Raw genomic sequence first — 17,073 nt, forward strand, 5'->3', positions numbered from 1 at the left:
TCCATAAATGGCATGCAGCCATGCTACTCCACAGGCTCTCAGTTTGGTTTTTCAAATGGCTTATCGAAGCTGATTTTCGGGTCTTTCCATGGCCCTTCGACTTTGTACTGCACGCTGGCAAACCGCGAAACCCGGTCGCCGATCAGCTTGTCGATCAGGAACAGCGCGCCGCCAATGGCCGGCGCGCCGACAATCAGCGCAGCGATCGGCAGGTTGTTGGTCACCGGCAATGTCACCAGCAACTTGGCATCCACGCGATCAGCCACCAGGTCCATGGTGCCATTAAGCTCCAGGTTGCTCGACGGCCCCGTCAGGGTGATCGGCTCGCGGGTCACAAACACCCCGTTGCTGGCCGCGAGCAAGCCTTTGACCCGGTCATAACTCAAGCCTTTGCCGAGCAGGTCGGAGAAGTCCAGGCGCAACCGACGGCCGATGGAGTTGAAGTTAAGCAGGCCGAACACCCGCAGCGCCTGGGCGCCACCTTCCACTTCAACGAACTGGCCTTTGCGGAATGTTGCATCCAGGCTGCCGGAAAAACGCTTGGGCCCGACCCAGGCGGGGGAGCCCGGCCAACGACCGTCCACGTCCAGGTGGAAATCTTCACTGGTCACGGTAGGCGCAAAGCCCCAGCCCTTGAGGACATCGGCGATGTTCTTGCCATCCAGGCGCCCTTTGTACCAACTGCTGCTGTCGCCCGGCGCGCCTTCCCAACCACCAGCGCCCTTGAGCAGCATGCCCTTGAGGCCCAGGTCCAGGTTGTTGAAGGCCAGGCCCTTGGCGGTCGGTCGGATCTTCAGCGACCACGCGCCGATCAGGTCCGGCCCCTGGAACAGCTGATCAATGCTGATGTCCAGCGCTGGAATATCCTTGGGATCGATGTCGGCCAATGGGTCCGGCGCATTTTCATCCGCCTGTACCGTCGGGTCCACCGCCGGCAGCTTCACGTACTGCAGGTTGACCGCGATGGGGGCGCCCTTGGCATCCGACAGGTTGACCGTGCCCTTGGCCTGCTGGCTGTCGAACTGCAGGCCCCAAGCCGAGGGCTTGCGGTCAAGCTGGAGGCTGACCTGGTCGAACTGCTGCCCAAAGCCAGTCAACTTGCCCACCTTGAAGTCGGCGCCGCTCAACAGCTGTTTCGCGCTGCCTCCCGGGTCGTTGCCCGCGTAGCGATCAATGAGTTTCTTCCACGGATCGATGTCCAGTTCCGACAGCACACCGCGAATGCGCAGGCCCTTGCCACCGGGCAGCAGCGCATCGCCATCGCCGAGAAACAACTCGCCGCGGCCGTCGCTGAATTTATCCGGCGGCGCAGCAAAGGTGAAGTTCGCCAGGTCGCCGTAATCGAACCAGTAGCGGCGTTCGGCGCCCTGCAAGGTCATGCGGAACACGCTGTCACGGCCCTGACTGGCCGCCATGCCGAACGGTGCCGGCAGGTCCACGGCCACGCCTTTGAGGTTGGAGCTGACCCTCAACTGGCTGTCGGCACCGTCCAGATTGAGCTGCAACTGGTACGGAATATCACCGGACACCGGCAGCGGCTGGCTGATTTTCAACCAGTCCGTCAGGCGCTTGACCGTGACCTGGCCTTTGGCGGTAACGCGGGTGCTGATACTGCCCGGCTTGCCATCCGCGAAGATCTGCGCGGTGATCGGCCGATCGAAGGCTTGCGCCGTGATGTTCTGCCCACTCAGGCCCTTGGCGCTGTCGAAGCGGAAATCCCCCTTGAGCTGGCTCAGGTCCAGTGGCGGCTCAGCCAATTGCAGGCGCGCCTTGTCGGTCTGGAAATCCACCACGATCTTCGGTTCGGTGCCCTTGGCCAGCGGGATATCCAGGTCCAGCTTGCCCTGTAGATCGCCCTCGCCTTTCCAACCGGCAAAGGTCGAAGCGGTGCCTATCGGCGCTTCCTGGAGGATTTTCACGCCATCACCCAGGCCGCCGGCAAACTCACCGGTGAGCAGTAAGTGGCTGTCCTTGCCCGCGGGCGCGTGGGGGATATTGACGTAGATGTCCTTGACGCCGGTATCGAGCAGTTGGCCCTTGCTGGCCAGGATGCGGACACCGCTCTCCTCGACAAACACTTCGCCGTTGACCTTGCTCACATGGGGCCAGCCCGGCTGGAACGCCAACTCAGCGTCATGCACCTTGAAAAACAGGCTGATATTGCGCGAAGCCGGCAACGCACCGTGATTCAGCGAGCCTTGGTACTGGAAGAAGCCTTCATCGACCGCGCCTTTGAGAATCGCGGTACGCAGCCATTCATCCAGCGCCGGGCTCAGCACCGCCGGCAGGTATTTAGGCGTGAAACGTCCATCGCCATCGACCATGCCGACCCGCAGGTCCATGTAGTCTTCCTGGCTATTGTCGAAATGCAGGCGAATCAGGAAGTCGGCGGCGACCTTGCCTTCCTCGCCCAGCACCTTGATATACGGCGCGATCAGGGTGAAACCTTGCTGATCGAGCTTCCAGGTCAGGCGCGCATTGGCCTGGATGTACTGCCAGGGCTTGGCGAAGATCGGGTCGAGGTGCAGGGAAAAGTCCTTGCTGTCCATGCGCAGCTCGCCCTGCCCCAGGTCGCCGCTGATGCTGCCGGAAACGTTACGTGCGGCAGGAGCGCCGAAGTAGGCGTCGAAGCCCACCCGCTCGAGGTTGGCGGCAAAGCTGACTTTCTGATCGGTCGTGTCCTGCGGACGAAAATCCACCAGCACATTGCGCAGCAGGCCGGTGGCCTTGAGGTGTTCGATCGTCTTGGCGAAGCCTTCCGGCAACGGCGCCAAGGCATTGAGCAACGGGGTGATCGGGGTCAGGTCGAGGCGGTCGGCCTGCAGGTTCCAGACTTCCTGCGCCTTGTCGGTGGCCAGGCGTTGCTGCAATTGCAGACGCGATTCCCAACGGCTATCGCCGATGTTCATCGCCAACGAATCGAACAGCACCTTGAGGCCGCTCTCACTGCGTTGCAGGTAGGCGGTCAGGGCGAGGTTTTCAATGTGGACCGGCTTGCGGTCAGCATAGCTGCCCTTCACTTGCGGCGAGTTGAGGCGCACCACCGCGCTTTGCACGGTGCCTTTGGCCCAGGTCAGCCAGAATTCACCGCCAGCCTTGAACTGCGTGAGTTTCCACTGCTGGGTCAACCTGGCCGGAACCCATTTGGCCCAATCGCTCTGGGGCAGGCTCAGGTAGGCCTGGACCTCAGCGTCTTTCCAGGCACTGGCGCGGATCTGCGTGCGCAGGCTCAGGGCCAGGGGTTGGCCATCCGGCAGGGTCAGGCGGGCGTCCAGGCGTTGGCGGGTCGCGCCCGTTTGCAAGCTCAGGCCCACATACGTGAAGGTCAGCGGCGCCTGGTCGAACGGCTGCAACGTGACCTGGCTATCCAGCAACGACACGCGCTGGACACTCTGCATGCGCTTGAGCAACTGTTCCGGGTCCAGCGGCTGGTCGTCCTGCACCGGCAGGCCTTGCAGCGCCCAGTGGCCATCCTTGTCTTCCCTGGCGCTCAGTTGCAGGCCGCTGACTTCCAGGTGGGCAATACGCACGTCGCGCGCCATCAGGCTGGCCCAGATGTCCGGCACCACCTGCACCTGGTCCAGGCGCAAGGCATTGCTGCCCTCGCCCACCATCACGTCATGGGCCAGCAACACAGGGGCGAAACCGCTCCAGCGGCCTTCAAGGCGACCGATCTGCAGCGGCATATCCACCGCGGCCTGGGCCTTGGCTTCGATTTCTGCACGGTATTCGGCGACCAGCGGGGTCAATTCACGCCCCAGGCTCACGTACACCGCCGCCAATACCAGCAGCAGGGCGCACAGGCCCAGGCCCCAGCGGGTCAAAGCGGCAAAAAAGCGTGTCAGACGCTCCATGTCAAGCGACCCTCAGGCAGTAGTCGGACCGCAGATCCAGGTCTGTCGGGTTCAGGGAAAGCCAATGAATGAAAATCAGAGCAGCACCACGTCGTATTGTTCCTGGGAGTACATGGTTTCGACCTGAAAACGAATGGTGCGCCCGATAAACCCTTCCAGTTCAGCTACGTTACCGGACTCTTCATCCAGCAAGCGGTCGACCACTTTCTGGTTGGCAAGCACTCTATAACCTTCAGCCTGGTAGGCTCGTGCCTCTCGTAGGATTTCCCGGAAAATCTCGTAGCAAACCGTTTCAGGGGTCTTCAATTTACCGCGCCCCTGGCAACTGCTGCACGGCTCGCACAGCACTTGCTCGAGACTTTCGCGGGTGCGCTTGCGGGTCATCTGCACCAGGCCCAGCTCGGTGATGCCGATGATGTTGGTCTTGGCGTGATCACGTTCCAGCTGCTTCTCGAGGGTGCGCAGCACCTGACGCTGGTGTTCTTCATCTTCCATGTCGATGAAGTCGATAATGATGATCCCGCCCAGGTTGCGCAGGCGCAATTGGCGGGCAATCGCAGTGGCCGCTTCGAGGTTGGTCTTGAAGATGGTCTCTTCAAGGTTGCGGTGCCCCACGAACGCACCGGTGTTGACGTCGATGGTGGTCATGGCTTCGGCAGGATCCACCACCAGGTAGCCACCGGACTTGAGCGGCACTTTGCGTTCGAGGGCTTTCTGGATTTCGTCTTCGACGCCATACAGGTCGAAGATCGGCCGCTCGCCAGGGTAATGCTCCAGGCGGTCAGCAATTTCCGGCATCAGTTCGGCAACAAATTGCGTGGTGCGCTGGAAAGTTTCCCGCGAGTCGATGCGAATTTTCTCGATCTTGGGGCTGACCAGGTCACGCAAGGTGCGCAGGGCCAGGCCCAGGTCTTCATAGATCACGCTGGGGGCGCCGACGGTCTTGATCTGTGTGCCGATCTGGTCCCACAGGCGCCGCAGATAGCGGATATCCATGAGGATTTCATCGGCACCGGCGCCTTCGGCGGCGGTGCGCAGGATAAACCCACCCGCTTCCTTGATGCCCTCGGCGGCAACGCAGTCGCTGACCACTTTTTTCAGACGCTCGCGCTCGGCTTCGTCTTCAATCTTCAGGGAAATGCCGACATGGGCGGTGCGCGGCATGTACACCAGGTAGCGCGAAGGAATCGACAGTTGCGTGGTCAGCCGCGCACCTTTGGAGCCGATGGGGTCCTTGGTGACTTGCACCACCAGGCTCTGCCCTTCATGCACCAGGGCGCTGATGCTTTCCACCGCCGGGCCTTCACGCAGGGAAATTTCCGAGGCATGGATAAACGCGGCGCGGTCCAGGCCGATATCGACGAAGGCGGCCTGCATGCCGGGCAATACGCGCACGACCTTGCCTTTATAGATGTTGCCGACGATCCCGCGCTTCTGGGTGCGCTCGACGTGAACTTCCTGCAGAACACCGTTCTCTACCACCGCCACGCGCGATTCCATCGGCGTGATATTGATCAGAATCTCTTCACTCATGGCTGGGTCTCGTTCAGGCGTTTTCACAATAGTGGCCGATCGCTTAAGGCTGGGCGCTGGTGTACGGCGTTCAGCGCGCGGTAAGGTTTTGCCAACAGGGTATGCCGAATTGGCCAAGCAACTGCGCGGTTTCGCACACCGGCAAGCCGACCACGGCGGAATAACTGCCATTGAGCCCGGCCACGAACACCGAGCCCAGCCCCTGGATAGCATAACCCCCGGCCTTGTCCTGAGGTTCGCCACTGTGCCAGTAGCTTGTAGCCTCCTCGACAGAAATCCCACGAAAAAGTACGCGACTGCTTACACATCGGGTGTCACAGCGCTGACCGTCCGTGAGAGCAACGGCCGTCAGCACTTCATGTTCACGCCCTGCCAGCGCCAGCAACATGGCCAGGCCGTCGGCCTGATCCACCGGTTTGCCAAGGATCTGGCCGCCGACGATCACCGCCGTGTCGGCGCCCAGCACACAGGCCCCGGAGGTTTCCCCGAGGGCAGCGAAACCCGCCGCGGCCTTGGCGCGCGCCAGACGCTCGACGTAGGAAACGGGAGATTCGTTGGTAAGAGGCGTTTCATCAATCGCGGCGCTGACCACGGTGAACGGCACACCGATCTGGGTCAGCAGTTCACGCCGCCTTGGGGAGCCCGAGGCCAGATAAAGCGAATTCATTGCAGACTCTCCCTGTGGGGTTCGATAACCAGGCAGAGCCTCGCAATCCATTCAATTGATTTTATAGCGGCGACATAACCCGCGCAGACCGAAACTGACCCACGGCCACAGCAACGCGCTGACCAGGGCCGGCAACACCAGTGCCAAGGTCGGCTGTCGGTTGCCGGTCAAGGCACTGAGCCACAGCTGCACCAACTGCGCCAGGCCGAAGATCACCAGGATCACCAGGCACTGTTGCCACATCGGGAACATGCGCAGGCGCTGCTGCAATGAGAGCACCAGGAAGGTGATCAAGGTCAGGATCAACGCGTTCTGCCCCAGCAAGGTGCCATAGAGCACATCTTCCGCCAAGCCCAGAAACATTGCGGTGACCATGCCCACTTTATGCGGCAGGTTCAGCGACCAGAATGCCAGCAGCAGGGCCAGCCAGAGCGGACGCAGGATTTCCATGAACTGCGGCAGCGGCGAAACACTGAGCAGCAAGCCGAGAGCAAAGGTCAGCCAGACGATCCAGCCATTGCGCGAATGAGTACCGGCCATTATTCCTCCCTCTGCCGCGTGGTTGCCCGGGCGGCGGGCGTCGCGGGCGCAGGCGCGGCGGCCGGCGGTTTGGTCGCCGCCGGTTTCACCGGGCGAGCGCTGTGAGCGGCCGGCTTGGCTGGCGTGGCCACGGGCGCAGTCACCGCCGGCGCTGTTGCAGGCGGTGTGGCTGGCGCGGGCTTGGGTACGGTCGCCGGGATGATCGGCGCGGTGCCGTTGCGTTTGTCTTCCGCTTCCTGGGCCTGAGCGGCGTCGTTGGCGCGCTCTTCCGGGGTGCGGTTGTCGCTGAAGACCAGCAACAGGTAGCGGCTGCGGTTCAGCGCGGCCGTCGGCACGGCGCGGACAATCGCGAAAGGCTGGCCGGAGTCGTGGATCACTTCCTTGACCGTCGCCACCGGATAACCCGCCGGGAAGCGCTGACCCAGGCCGGAACTGACCAGCAGGTCGCCTTCCTTGATATCGGCGGTGTCGGCCACATGACGCAGTTCCAGCCGCTCCGGGTTACCCGTACCGCTGGCAATCGCGCGCAGGCCGTTGCGGTTGACCTGCACCGGAATGCTGTGGGTAGTGTCCGTCAGCAGCAATACCCGCGATGTGTAGGGCATCAACTCGACCACCTGCCCCATCAGGCCACGGGCATCGAGTACCGGCTGACCAAGAACCACACCGTCGCGCTCACCCTTGTTGATGATGATGCGATGGGTAAAGGGGTTGGGGTCCATGCCGATCAACTCGGCGACTTCGACCTTCTCGTTGACCAGAGCGGAGGAGTTGAGCAACTCGCGCAGCCGAACGTTCTGCTCGGTGAGGGCCGCCAGCTTTTGCATGCGCCCCTGCAGCAGCAGGTTTTCAGTCTTGAGTTTTTCGTTCTCGGCGACCAGCTCGGTGCGGCTGCCGAATTGGCTGGCCACGCCCTGGTAGAGACGTTGCGGCAGGTCGGTGATCCAGTAAGTCTGCATCAACACCAGCGACATCTGGCTACGCACGGGCTTGAGCAGTGCAAAGCGAGCATCGACCACCATCAGCGCGACCGAAAGCACGACCAGCACCAATAAGCGCACGCCCAATGAGGGGCCTTTGGCGAAAAGCGGTTTAATAGGCCGCTCCTCCCAGGCAAATGTTCTCTCTATTCATACGGCATCTAACCGGCCTGGATGCAGATTGAAGAAGATAAACGCCAACAGGCAGCACTGCAAAGTGCTGCCTGCGGGCGAAACATGGGCTTACCAGCAATCACTTATTCGCTGGAGAGCAGGTCCATGGTGTGTTTATCCATCATTTCCAGTGCACGGCCACCGCCACGGGCGACGCAGGTCAGCGGGTCTTCGGCGACGATCACCGGCAGGCCGGTTTCCTGGGCCAGCAACTTATCGAGGTCGCGCAGCAAGGCGCCACCACCGGTCAGTACCAGGCCACGCTCGGCGATATCGGAAGCCAGCTCCGGCGGCGATTGCTCCAGCGCGCTCTTCACCGCCTGAACGATGGTGGCCAGGGACTCTTGCAGAGCCTCGAGCACTTCATTGGAGTTCAGGGTGAAGGCACGTGGCACGCCTTCGGCCAGGTTGCGACCGCGCACATCAACTTCGCGCACTTCGCCGCCCGGATAAGCGGTACCGATTTCCTGCTTGATGCGCTCGGCGGTGGATTCGCCGATCAGGCTGCCGTAGTTGCGACGCACATAAGTGATGATCGCTTCGTCGAAGCGGTCACCGCCCACACGGACGGATTCGGCATACACCACACCGTTCAGGGAAATCAGGGCGATTTCAGTGGTACCACCACCGATATCCACCACCATCGAACCGCGCGCTTCTTCAACCGGCAGGCCGGCACCGATCGCAGCAGCCATCGGCTCTTCGATCAGGAACACTTCACGGGCACCGGCACCAAGGGCCGATTCACGGATGGCACGACGCTCCACCTGGGTGGACTTGCACGGTACGCAGATCAGCACACGAGGGCTGGGCTGCAGAAAACTGTTTTCGTGAACCTTGTTGATGAAGTACTGCAGCATCTTCTCGCAGACACTGAAGTCGGCGATCACGCCGTCTTTCATCGGACGAATGGCCGCGATATTGCCTGGTGTTCGGCCGAGCATGCGCTTGGCCTCGGTGCCGACGGCAACGACACTTTTCTGATTACCATGGGTCCGAATAGCCACAACCGATGGCTCATTCAGGACGATACCGCGCTCGCGCACGTAAATAAGGGTGTTGGCAGTGCCCAGGTCAATGGAAAGATCGCTGGAAAACATGCCACGCAGTTTCTTGAACATGGGGAAAGGACCCTAGGCAACGCGTGGGTAAAAAAGTGCGGCAAACTCTAACAACGACAGGGATTTTGGGCAAGGCGCCAATGTGCTAAATTGGCCGACTTTCTACGCACCAACCCCCACAATCGCGGCCATATGACCGTAGAAATGCGGTAGTGTTCCGACAATCTAACACACGGACGCCCTCCGTTCTGTTTTCCACTGGAGAATCCCATGGCGCTTGAACGCTCCGACGTGGAAAAAATCGCACATCTGGCCTCGCTTGGCCTGAATGATGCCGATCTTCCACAGACCACCGCAGCCCTGAACAGCATTCTCGGGCTGGTTGACCAAATGCAGGCCGTGAATACCGACGGCATCGAGCCCCTGGCTCACCCGCTGGAAGCCACCCAGCGCCTGCGCGCAGACGTCGTGACCGAAGTCAATCATCGCGAGGCCTACCAGTCCATCGCGCCAGCGGTCGAAAACGGCCTGTATCTGGTTCCGAAAGTCATCGACTAAAGGGAAAGAGCCTTTCATGCATCACATGACTCTGGCCGAGATCGCCCGCGGTCTCGCCGACAAAAAGTTTTCTTCCGAAGAGCTGACCAAGACCTTGCTGGCGCGTATCGCCGAGCTCGACCCCAAGGTCAACAGCTTCATCAGCATCACCGAGGAGCTGGCCTTGAGCCAGGCCAAGGCCGCCGACGCACGTCGCGCCAACGGTGAGAACGGCGCGCTGCTGGGCGCACCGATCGCCCACAAGGACTTGTTCTGCACCCAGGGCATTCGCACCAGCTGCGGCTCGAAGATGCTCGACAACTTCAAGGCGCCCTACGACGCCACCGTGGTGTCCAAGCTGGCCGCCGCCGGGGCCGTGACCCTGGGCAAGACCAACATGGACGAATTCGCCATGGGCTCGGCCAACGAGTCGAGCTACTACGGCGCGGTGAAAAACCCGTGGAACCTGGACTGCGTGCCAGGCGGCTCGTCCGGTGGTTCGGCGGCGGCGGTTGCCGCGCGCTTCCTGCCGGCGGCCACGGCCACCGACACCGGCGGTTCGATCCGCCAGCCCGCCGCGTTCACCAACCTCACCGGGCTGAAGCCGACCTACGGTCGCGTGTCCCGCTGGGGCATGATCGCCTACGCCTCCAGCCTTGATCAGGGCGGTACCCTGGCACGCACTGCCGAAGACTGCGCAATATTGTTACAAGGTATGGCAGGCTTCGACGCACAGGACTCCACCAGCGTCGACGAGCCGGTGCCGGACTACAGCGCCAGCCTCAATACCTCGCTCAAAGGCCTGCGCATCGGCGTACCGAACGAATATTTCAGCGCCGGCCTCGACCCGCGTATCGCCGAACTGGTCCACAACAGCGTCAAGGAGCTGGAAAAGCTCGGCGCCGTGATCAAGCCAATCAGCCTGCCGAACAACCAGCACGCGATTCCGGCGTACTACGTGATCGCGCCGGCCGAAGCGTCCTCCAACCTGTCGCGGTTCGACGGCGTGCGTTTCGGTTACCGCTGCGAAAACCCGAAAGACCTCAACGACCTGTACAAACGTTCCCGTGGCGAAGGCTTCGGTGCCGAAGTGCAGCGCCGGATCATGGTCGGTGCCTACGCCCTGTCGGCCGGTTACTACGACGCGTACTACCTCAAGGCGCAAAAAATCCGTCGCCTGATCAAGAACGACTTCATGGCGGCGTTCGAAGAAGTCGACGTGATCCTCGGCCCAACCACGCCGAACCCGGCCTGGAAGATCGGCGCCAAGACCGGCGACCCGATCGCCGAGTACCTGGAAGACCTGTACACCATCACCGCCAACCTCGCGGGCTTGCCAGGCTTGTCCATGCCCGCCGGTTTCGTCGATGGCCTGCCGGTCGGCGTGCAATTGCTTGCCCCGTATTTCCAGGAAGGCCGCCTGCTCAATGTGGCGCACCAGTACCAGTTGAACACCGACTGGCACACTCGCACCCCTACCGGCTTCTGAGGAGAACACTATGCAATGGGAAGTCGTGATCGGGCTGGAGATTCATACCCAGCTCGCCACCCAATCGAAGATTTTCTCCGGTAGCGCCACCACGTTCGGCGCAGAACCCAACACCCAGGCGAGCCTGGTAGACCTGGGCATGCCCGGTGTGTTGCCGGTGCTGAACCAGGAAGCGGTACGCATGGCGGTGATGTTCGGCCTGGCGATTGACGCCGAGATCGGCCAGCACAGCGTGTTCGCGCGCAAGAACTACTTCTACCCGGACCTGCCCAAGGGCTATCAGATCAGCCAGATGGAGTTGCCGATTGTCGGCAAAGGCTACCTGGATATCCCGCTGGAAGACGGCACCATCAAGCGTGTCGGCGTAACCCGCGCGCACCTGGAAGAAGACGCCGGCAAGAGCCTGCATGAAGAGTTCAACGGTGCCACCGGCATCGACCTGAACCGCGCCGGCACGCCGTTGCTGGAGATCGTGTCCGAGCCGGACATGCGCAGCGCCAAGGAAGCCGTGGCCTACGTCAAGACGATCCACGCGCTGGTGCGCTACCTGGGCATCTGCGACGGCAACATGGCCGAAGGCTCGCTGCGCTGCGACTGCAACGTGTCGGTCCGGCCAAAGGGCCAGGTCGAGTACGGCACCCGCTGCGAGATCAAGAACGTCAACTCGTTCCGTTTCATCGAGAAGGCGATCAACACCGAAGTGCGTCGCCAGATCGAACTGATCGAAGACGGCGGCAAGGTGATCCAGCAAACCCGCCTGTACGACCCGAACAAAGACGAAACCCGCGCCATGCGCAGCAAAGAGGAAGCCAACGACTACCGTTACTTCCCCGATCCGGACCTGTTGCCGGTGGTCATCGAGGACTCGTTCCTCAATGACGTGCGCGCCACCCTGCCGGAATTGCCGCCGCAGAAACGCGAGCGCTTCCAGGCGCAGTTCGGCCTGTCGGTCTACGACGCCAGCGTCCTCGCGTCGAGCCGTGAGCAAGCCGACTACTTTGAAAAAGTCGTGAGCATCGCCGGGGACGCCAAGCTGGCGGCCAACTGGGTGATGGTGGAATTGGGCAGCCTGCTGAACAAACAGGGCCTGGAAATCGACGAAGCACCGGTCTCGGCCGAGCAGTTGGGCGGCATGCTGCTGCGCATCAAAGACAACACCATCTCCGGCAAAATCGCCAAGACTGTGTTCGAAGCCATGGCCAGCGGTGAGGGCAGCAGCGACGAGATCATCGAGAAGCGCGGCCTCAAGCAAGTCACCGACAGCGGCGCCATCTCGGCGGTGCTCGATGAAATGCTCGCGGCCAACGCGGAGCAGGTCGAACAGTACCGCGCGGCAGACGAAGCCAAGCGCGGCAAGATGTTCGGCTTCTTTGTCGGCCAGGCCATGAAAGCCTCCAAGGGCAAAGCCAACCCGCAACAGGTGAACGAACTGCTGAAAAGCAAGCTCGAAGGCTGATCGCGATGAAAGGGCCGAGTGAGATTTCATGCTCGACTCGGACCTCCTGTGGGAGGGGGCTTGCTCCCGATAGCGGTGATTCAGTCAAAACACCAATGACTGACACACCACTATCGGGAGCAAGCCCCCTCCCACATTTGATAAGGGGATACCTTGAATGAAGCGCTTACTTGGCCTTTTAGCCGTGTTCTCTTTGCTGGCCGGTTGCGCCAGCAGCCTCATCGACCCCAACGGCTACGACGAAACCGGCACCGCGTCTTACTACGGCGCCAAGCACCATGGCAAAAAAACCGCCAGCGGTGAACCTTTCAACCAGAACGCCCTGACCGCCGCCCATCGGCGCCTGCCTTTCGGCACGCAGGTCAAGGTGACCAATCTCGATACCGACAAGTCCGTGGTGGTACGTATCAATGATCGCGGCCCGCACACCCGTGGGCGGCTGATCGATCTGTCGCGCCAGGCCGCCGCGCAACTGGGCATGCTGAGCAGCGGCACCGCACGGGTTCGTGTGCAAGCCCTGAGCATTTGACGACGGAGCCCTGGCCATTTTCGGATTAACCGCCCTCTCGCCCTGGAGCCTGATCGAATTGATCAGCGGCCTGCTGCTGCTGATCGTCGGCGCCGAAATCCTGGTGCGCGCCGCGGTGCGCCTGGCTGCCAGCCTCAAGGTCCGCCCGCTGATCATCGGCCTGACGATCGTCGCCTTCGGCAGCAGTGCGCCGCAGATGACCGTCAGCCTGCAAGCCACCCTCGCCGGCAATACCGACATTGCCGTGGGCAGCGTGATCGGCAGCAGCATTTTCAACATCCTCGTCACCCTGGGCCTGTCGGCGCTGATCATTCCGCTGCGGGTCTCGCGGCAACTGGTGCGCCTGGATATCCCGGTGATGATCCTCGCCGGCCTGCTGGTGTTTACCCTGGCGGCCAATGAAGAACTGACGCCACTCGACGGTTCGCTGCTGCTCGCGGCCCTGCTGGCCTACCTCGGCGTGCTGCACTACCAGACCCGCCATTCACGGCGCCCGCGCACACTGGACACGGTGGCCAAGGCGCCCTGGTTGAGCAGCGTATTGCTGATGTTCGGCGGCTTGCTGGTGCTGGTGCTGGCCGGGCATTTGTTGCTGGGTGCGGCGGTGGATGTGGCGAGCGACCTGGGCCTGTCGGAACGCATCATCGGCTTGACGCTGATCGGCGTCGGCACTTCACTGCCGTGCCTGGCCACCTCGCTGATCGCGGCCCTGCGCGGTCAGCGGGATATCGCCGTGGGTAACGTGATCGGCAGCAACTTGTTCAACCTGCTGGGCGTACTGGGGCTGACCGCCCTGCTCGCGCCCTCGCCGCTGTCGGTGTCGCCCAATGCCCTGGATTTCGACCTGCCGGTGATGCTCGGCGTGGTGGTGTTGTGCCTGCCGGTGTTTTATACCGGCTACCGCGTGACCCGTGCCGAAGGCCTGGTGCTGCTGGGCTTGTACCTGGCGTATGGGCTGCATGTGATGGCGTTCACCACCGGCATGGGCCTGGCCAACAAACTTGAACAACTGATGCTGTATTACGTCCTGCCAGTGCTGGTGGCTTTCCTGTTGTTCAGCACGCTGCGAGCCTGGCGCCGCCAACACAAGAGGGAATCGCAATGACCGATCAGAAAAAGCCCGGAGTTGAAATGCGTCGTCAGGTGATGGGCGATGCGTTCGTCGATCGCGCCCTGGGCAACGCCACCGAATTCACCCAGCCGCTGCAGGACTTCGTCAACGAACATGCCTGGGGCAGCGTGTGGAACCGCGAAGGCTTGCCGCTGAAGACGCGCAGCCTGATCACCCTCGCCGCCCTCACCGCGCTCAAGTGCCCGCAGGAACTCAAAGGCCATGTGCGCGGCGCGCTGAACAATGGCTGCACCGTCGAAGAAATCCGCGAAGCGCTGCTGCATTGCGCGGTGTATGCCGGTGTGCCGGCGGCGATCGAGGCGTTTCGCGCGGCGCAGGAAGTGATTGAGGCGTATCAGGCGGACAAGCAGTGATGGTCAGGTAGCTATCACCGGCACAGCTCAGATCCACCCGCCCGCCTGCAACACAAAAATCCCGATATTCGTGGTCACCGCCGCCATCAAGGTGGTGATCACGATAATCGCCGCCGCCAGCTCATGATTCCCCTGCGCCGCCCTGGCCATCACAAAGCTCGCGGCCGCCGTCGGTGCGCCGAAGTACAGGAACAGAATCCCCAGTTCCGGCCCGCGAAACCCGAGCAACCACGCCCCCAGGGTGGCGACCACCGGCAGCCAGACCATCTTCATCAAGCTCGCGCTCAGCGCCATGTTGCCGCTCTTGCGCAACGCCGCCAGCGACAAGGTGCCGCCGATGCAGATCAGCGCCAACGGCAACGTCATGTCGGCCAGGTACTGCGCGGATTTTTCCAGCCAGCCCGGCAAGCCGATCTGGAAATAGGCGAACGGCGCGGCCGCAATCACGCTGATGATCAGCGGGTTGGCCAGCACACTTTTGCAGATGCTCCACGGGTCGGACTTGATCACCGGGCTGTACACCGCCAGCACAATGGTCGACAGCGTGTTGTAGAACAGGATCACCAGCGCCGCGAGGATCGCGCCGAGGGAGATGCCGTAATCACCGTACATACTGGCCGCCAGCGCCAGGCCGATCACCCCGTTGTTGCCGCGAAACGCGCCCTGGGTGTAGATGCCCCGGTCTTCACGCTTGCAGCGCAAAATCGCCCAGCCCCAGGCCAGGGCAAAGCTCAACAGCGTGGCGACGGCGAAGTAGATCAGCAAACCCGGCTTGAGCGCCGAATGCAGATCGGCATGCAGGATGCCGAGAAACAGCAGCGCCGGCATGGTGACGTTGAACACCAGGGACGATGCCGTGTGGATAAAGCTGTCGTTGATCCAGTTGATGCGCTTGAGCAGCACACCGAGGAACAACATGGCAAACACCGGCGCGGTGATGGTGAGGGTGGTAAGGAAGATAGCCAGCATGCCGGGGAGAACCTTGGTGGGCGTCGTTAGGGGGCTAATGATAAGCCATACGGCCCAATGGCGCCTGATAGACCGCTATCGGGGGCAAGCCCCCTCCCACATAGGGTCGCCGCTATCGGGGGCAAGTCGAGTCGTCGCACCGCCCCTCCCACACTGAATCTGCGTCAGACACACAACGGATGAACACCGCAGACCCTATGTGGGAGGGGGCTTGCCCCCGATAACGGCGACTCGGTCTCAGGTAATCGGCGCCGGGTTGAACAACGTAATGTCGTTATGCAGCTTGTGCTGCTCCGCCCACGTCTGCTTCCTGCCGCTGGCTACATCCAGGTAGAAGTGGAACAACTCCCACCCCAACTCCTCAATGCTCGCACGCCCGGTGGCGATGCGCCCGGCGTCGATATCGATCAGGTCCGGCCAGCGCTGCGCCAGCTCCGTGCGGGTCGAGACCTTCACCACCGGCGCCATCGCCAGCCCGTAAGGCGTGCCACGCCCGGTGGTGAACACATGCAGGTTCATCCCCGCCGCCAGTTGCAAGGTGCCGCACACGAAGTCGCTGGCCGGCGTGGCGCAAAAGATCAGGCCTTTGCCCTTGAAGCGTTCACCCGGGCCGAGCACGCCGTTGATCGCGCTGCTGCCGGACTTGACGATGGAGCCCAGGGACTTCTCGACAATGTTCGACAACCCGCCCTTCTTGTTCCCCGGCGTGGTATTGGCGCTGCGATCCGCCTCGCCCTTGGCCAGATAACGGTCGTACCAGTCCATTTCCCGTACCAGTTCCTCGGCGATTTCCTTGGTTTGCGCACGAGAAGTCAGCAGGTAGATGGCATCACGCACCTCCGTGACTTCGGAAAACATCACCGTCGCCCCCGCTCGCAGCAACAAGTCCGAAGCGAACCCCAGCGCCGGATTGGCGGTGATGCCGGAAAACGCATCACTGCCGCCGCACTGCATACCCAGGATCAGCTCGGACGCCGGCACGGTTTCCCGGCGGCGCTGGTCGAGCTTCTTCAGGCGCACCTCGGCCAGGGCCATGATCTGCTCGATCATCTCGCTAAACCCGTGGCTGGAATCCTGCAGGCGATACAGCCACGGCTCGCTCAGGTCGACGGAGCTGTCGTTGTCGTGCATCACCTGCCCGGCCTGCAATTTCTCGCAGCCCAGGCTGATCACCAGGGCTTCGCCCCCCAGGTTCGGGTTGCGCGCCAGGTTGCGCACGGTGCGGATCGGGATATACGCATCCGTCGCGGTGATCGCCACCCCGCAGCCGTAGCTGTGGGTCAGCGCCACCACGTCATCGACATGCGGGTACTTGGGCAGCAACTCGTCCTTGATGCGCTTGACCGCATGGTCCAGCACACCGGTGACGCACTGCACGGTGGTGGTGATGCCGAGGATATTGCGCGTGCCCACGGTGCCGTCGGCATTGCGATAGCCCTCGAAGGTAAAGCCTTCCAGCGGCGCCTGGGCCGCTGGCACCTCGGTGGACAGCGGCAAGCTGTCCAGCGGCGGCGCGGTGGGCATGCGCAGTTGATCTTCCTGCACCCAACTGCCGCGTGGAATCGGCGCCAGGGCGTAACCGATGGTTTGGCCGTAGCGAATGATCCGACCGCCTTCGGGGATATCTTCGAGGGTCACTTTGTGGCTTTGTGGAATGAAATCCACGGTCACCAGGCCGTCCGGGAACTCGGTCCCGGCCGGTACACCCTGGTCATTGACCACGATCACCACGTTGTCGCGCTCGTGCAAACGAATCGAGCGCGGCGAGTCGGCATGTTCAATCAACTGCATCACACGGC

General features: G+C 62.1%; 14 protein-coding genes. 6 read left to right on the top strand and 8 right to left on the bottom strand.

The window, feature by feature from the left end:
* Positions 1-38: 38 nt before the first annotated feature.
* The 6 genes from ACVWZP_RS15845 to mreB all read right to left on the bottom strand — a co-directional run bounded on the left by ACVWZP_RS15845 (position 39) and on the right by mreB (position 8,869).
* On the bottom strand, positions 39-3,854 hold the full coding sequence (locus ACVWZP_RS15845; protein ID WP_457369922.1) for a YhdP family protein: 3,816 nt from the start codon (positions 3,852-3,854) through the stop codon (positions 39-41).
* Between the two features lie 75 nt (positions 3,855-3,929).
* Positions 3,930-5,387 (bottom strand): ribonuclease G, encoded by a 1,458-nt coding sequence (gene rng / locus ACVWZP_RS15850; protein ID WP_046384684.1) that lies wholly within the window; start codon positions 5,385-5,387, stop codon positions 3,930-3,932.
* A 70-nt stretch (positions 5,388-5,457) separates the two neighbouring features.
* A complete protein-coding gene (locus ACVWZP_RS15855) occupies positions 5,458-6,054 on the bottom strand; it encodes a Maf family protein (protein ID WP_288080973.1) in 597 nt (198 codons plus the stop codon).
* Positions 6,055-6,105: 51 nt separating this feature from the next.
* Positions 6,106-6,594, bottom strand: coding sequence for a rod shape-determining protein MreD (mreD, locus tag ACVWZP_RS15860; RefSeq protein ID WP_046384686.1), 489 nt, complete (start codon positions 6,592-6,594; stop codon positions 6,106-6,108).
* Entirely contained in the window at positions 6,594-7,691 is a 1,098-nt protein-coding gene (mreC, locus tag ACVWZP_RS15865; RefSeq protein ID WP_079442865.1) for a rod shape-determining protein MreC, read from the bottom strand. The genes mreD and mreC overlap by 1 nt, the downstream gene beginning before the upstream one ends.
* A 140-nt stretch (positions 7,692-7,831) precedes the next feature.
* A complete protein-coding gene (gene mreB, locus ACVWZP_RS15870) occupies positions 7,832-8,869 on the bottom strand; it encodes a rod shape-determining protein MreB (RefSeq protein WP_002555108.1) in 1,038 nt (345 codons plus the stop codon).
* Positions 8,870-9,079: 210 nt separating this feature from the next.
* Here mreB and gatC point away from each other — a divergent pair, with 210 nt between their 5' ends.
* From gatC to ACVWZP_RS15900, 6 genes are all read left to right on the top strand, one after another.
* Entirely contained in the window at positions 9,080-9,367 is a 288-nt protein-coding gene (gene gatC, locus ACVWZP_RS15875; RefSeq protein ID WP_017845404.1) for an Asp-tRNA(Asn)/Glu-tRNA(Gln) amidotransferase subunit GatC, read from the top strand.
* Between the two features lie 16 nt (positions 9,368-9,383).
* Complete coding sequence (gatA, locus tag ACVWZP_RS15880; protein ID WP_017845405.1) at positions 9,384-10,835, top strand: Asp-tRNA(Asn)/Glu-tRNA(Gln) amidotransferase subunit GatA; 1,452 nt, start codon at positions 9,384-9,386, stop codon at positions 10,833-10,835.
* 10 nt (positions 10,836-10,845) lie between these two features.
* Positions 10,846-12,291, top strand: coding sequence for an Asp-tRNA(Asn)/Glu-tRNA(Gln) amidotransferase subunit GatB (gene gatB, locus ACVWZP_RS15885; RefSeq protein ID WP_017845406.1), 1,446 nt, complete (start codon positions 10,846-10,848; stop codon positions 12,289-12,291).
* Positions 12,292-12,448: 157 nt separating this feature from the next.
* Positions 12,449-12,820 carry a septal ring lytic transglycosylase RlpA family protein gene (locus ACVWZP_RS15890; protein WP_457369923.1) on the top strand — a complete coding sequence of 124 codons (372 nt, stop codon included), beginning with the start codon at positions 12,449-12,451 and terminating at the stop codon, positions 12,818-12,820.
* A 58-nt stretch (positions 12,821-12,878) separates the two neighbouring features.
* Positions 12,879-13,925, top strand: coding sequence for a calcium/sodium antiporter (locus ACVWZP_RS15895; protein ID WP_057004248.1), 1,047 nt, complete (start codon positions 12,879-12,881; stop codon positions 13,923-13,925).
* Positions 13,922-14,305 carry a carboxymuconolactone decarboxylase family protein gene (locus ACVWZP_RS15900; RefSeq protein ID WP_017845409.1) on the top strand — a complete coding sequence of 128 codons (384 nt, stop codon included), beginning with the start codon at positions 13,922-13,924 and terminating at the stop codon, positions 14,303-14,305. The genes ACVWZP_RS15895 and ACVWZP_RS15900 overlap by 4 nt, the downstream gene beginning before the upstream one ends.
* Before the next feature lie 27 nt (positions 14,306-14,332).
* Here the strand turns inward: ACVWZP_RS15900 and ACVWZP_RS15905 are convergent, their stop codons facing one another.
* Positions 14,333-15,274, bottom strand: a complete 942-nt coding sequence (locus tag ACVWZP_RS15905; protein ID WP_046384691.1) for an AEC family transporter — start codon at positions 15,272-15,274, stop codon at positions 14,333-14,335.
* A gap of 237 nt (positions 15,275-15,511) precedes the next feature.
* Positions 15,512-17,065 (bottom strand): galactarate dehydratase, encoded by a 1,554-nt coding sequence (gene garD / locus ACVWZP_RS15910; protein ID WP_046384692.1) that lies wholly within the window; start codon positions 17,063-17,065, stop codon positions 15,512-15,514.
* Between the last annotated feature and the right edge of the window lie 8 nt (positions 17,066-17,073).

The sequence above is a fragment of the Pseudomonas sp. TE36184 genome (assembly GCF_054060055.1).